Here is a 2,393-nt window from a genome sequence, read left to right as displayed (position 1 = left end):
TCTGATTCTAACAAATCTTTTTATGATTTTCTTCAATTATTACGAATCAAGAGTTCTTTTCGGGGTGGTTTTTTAGCCGTACCTGCTGTCCAAAGGGTCTTTACTTCTAAAAAGTCAAAATCTTTAAAGATCTCTCGAACCGCATCACAATCATTCAGACTCAAGACAAATTTACCTTGCATGCTTTTGCTGAAAATAAGCAAAAATATCGTCTAATGTCTCTATACAAAAGCAATCATCAAGCATATAAATAATTTAGGATTTTTTTACCTACTTCAATAAAAATAAATAGAATAAAAAGCTTATTGGTGCACTCATGCTTGTCAATCTTAAGGCTATAATCCGTGATCTTTCTCCAAAAACAAATATAATTACAGTTCTTAAGGAATCTATAGTTAATTCTATACAGGCTCACGCAACAAAAATTGATATTTTATTCCAACTTTATGGCAACAAAGATTTATTGCAGGATCAACCGGTTTTTGCGGTAAGCGTTTTTGATAATGGAGATGGTTTTACAACAGAAAATATCAAATCTTTTTCTACCTATAAAAGTGATTATAAAATTGAAAAAGGATGTAAAGGTGTTGGACGTATTACTTACTTAAAAGTATTTGAAAAAGTTGAAATTACGAGTTTTAATAAAAGTGAAAATAATGTCCGAGTTTCATTAAATTTCACTCCAGATTTTACACAAGATTCTTTTAAGAAAGAAAATGGTAAACAAGATAAATGGTGGACAACACAATTATTTTTTGAAAACCCTTATACACAAACTGATTTAAATATAAGCATCGTTCGTGATGAAATTTATTATCATCTTCTTCCTTTACTTTTTTTAAATAAAGAAAAAGATATTAAAATCAACTTTTATGTACATGAAGCGGAAGATTTAGAAGACTTATATAAATTAAGAAACGCAGAAAATTTAGAAAGCTTGAAGAAGAGCACAATAAGTACACAAGATTTACCTTATTTAGAAGTTAAAACTTTTAATATTGGTCTTCGAAATATTCCTTTTACCCTTTCTTATTATTTTGAAAATAATGAAAATTATAGTGATGAAATAAAAGCATTCTACTGTGCTCATAATCGTACTGTTATGCCTTTTTCAGAGTTTATCAAAATTCAACCAATAAAAAATGTTATAATGATATTTTTATTGGAATCTCATGTTCTGAATAAGCATGTTAACGATGAAAGAAACTGTTTTGATATTGATGAAAAACAAGCTGACTTAGAAACGCAACTAACTTGGGGTGATATTAATAAAAAGTTAGAGCATATTCTAGATGAAATAATTAACCATCATTTCCCCCAAATTAAAGAAGAAAAAATTGCTCTTCTCGAAAAGGTTTCTGAAGAATACCCTTACTTGGTAGAATTTCTAGACACCAAAGATGTAATTGGAGGTATCTTTACAGAAGATTCATTGATTGAAAAAGCAGAGAAAAAATATTCAACAAAAAAATTAGCATTCAAAAGAATTCTTCGTGAAGGTAAAGGAAGACCAAAAAATAATTTTAAAAAAGCACAAAAATTTGCTAGTCTAGAATTAACCCAATATATTCAATTCAGAAACGATATTCTGTGCCAATTTTCTAATTTACTACAGCCTCAAACTTTGGAAAAAGATATTCATAATTTATTTGTTCCACAACAACATACTGCTGATAAAAACTTACCTTTAGCATTGGAAAAGAATAATTTATGGATACTTGATGACGCCTTAATGGGCTACAGTTACTTACAAAGTGAGAAGAATATAAAGAACTTCCTTTCAAAAGTTAATAAAGCTTCACTTGATGTTGAAGAAAATAATAAAGGGTTATCGAGTCGACCTGATGTAGCTTTATATTTTGATTCTGAGGAAAAAAAACGGGCTGTCTTAATAGAGTTTAAAAGTCCTGTAGCATATTATAAAAATACAGGCGTTGCTCAATTAATGTATTATGCCAAAACACTTAAAGAATATGGTGTTGGGGAGATGTATCTTTATCTCATTGCTGAAATAGATGACGCTTTTTCACAAATTTTATGTTTTACAAATCATTTCACTAAAGTTTTTTCTCCAGAAGGAGAATATTATCGGAATTATTGGCCTTATTTCAATGCTTGCATACAAGTTGTATCTCCAAAAACTCTTTTAGAGAACGCAAAGTTAAGAAATAGCACCTTTATGGATATTATTAAAAAGGATTCTTTACGTCATAAAAAAATATAAACAGATTATATTTTCAACTCTTAGTTATCCATTTTTTAAAGTGTGAGAAGCTATTCTCTATGGCGTCCACAAAACGGGAAAAATCTATTACGAACATAAAGACAATAAAGGCTATCAATTTCATGATGCGTGACATCATCTTTAAACCTTGATAGGTCTCTATCATCTC

1 protein-coding gene and 1 pseudogene are annotated in these 2,393 nt (G+C 29.1%); one reads left to right on the top strand and one right to left on the bottom strand.

The window, feature by feature from the left end:
* Positions 1–32 precede the first annotated feature (32 nt).
* Positions 33–188 (bottom strand): annotated as a pseudogene (locus ACFIK3_RS09220) (DNA adenine methylase); the annotation flags it as partial.
* A gap of 128 nt (positions 189–316) precedes the next feature.
* Between ACFIK3_RS09220 and ACFIK3_RS09215 the strand changes: the two are divergent.
* Positions 317–2,224 (top strand): ATP-binding protein, encoded by a 1,908-nt coding sequence (locus tag ACFIK3_RS09215; RefSeq protein WP_375676599.1) that lies wholly within the window; start codon positions 317–319, stop codon positions 2,222–2,224.
* The last annotated feature ends 169 nt before the right edge of the window (positions 2,225–2,393 follow it).

Source organism: Bartonella sp. CB10SXKL, from assembly GCF_042195515.1.
Lineage (GTDB): Bacteria > Pseudomonadota > Alphaproteobacteria > Rhizobiales > Rhizobiaceae > Bartonella.
The sequence above is the reverse complement of the archived record's forward strand: the minus strand, read 5'-3'. Positions and strand labels throughout refer to the sequence as shown.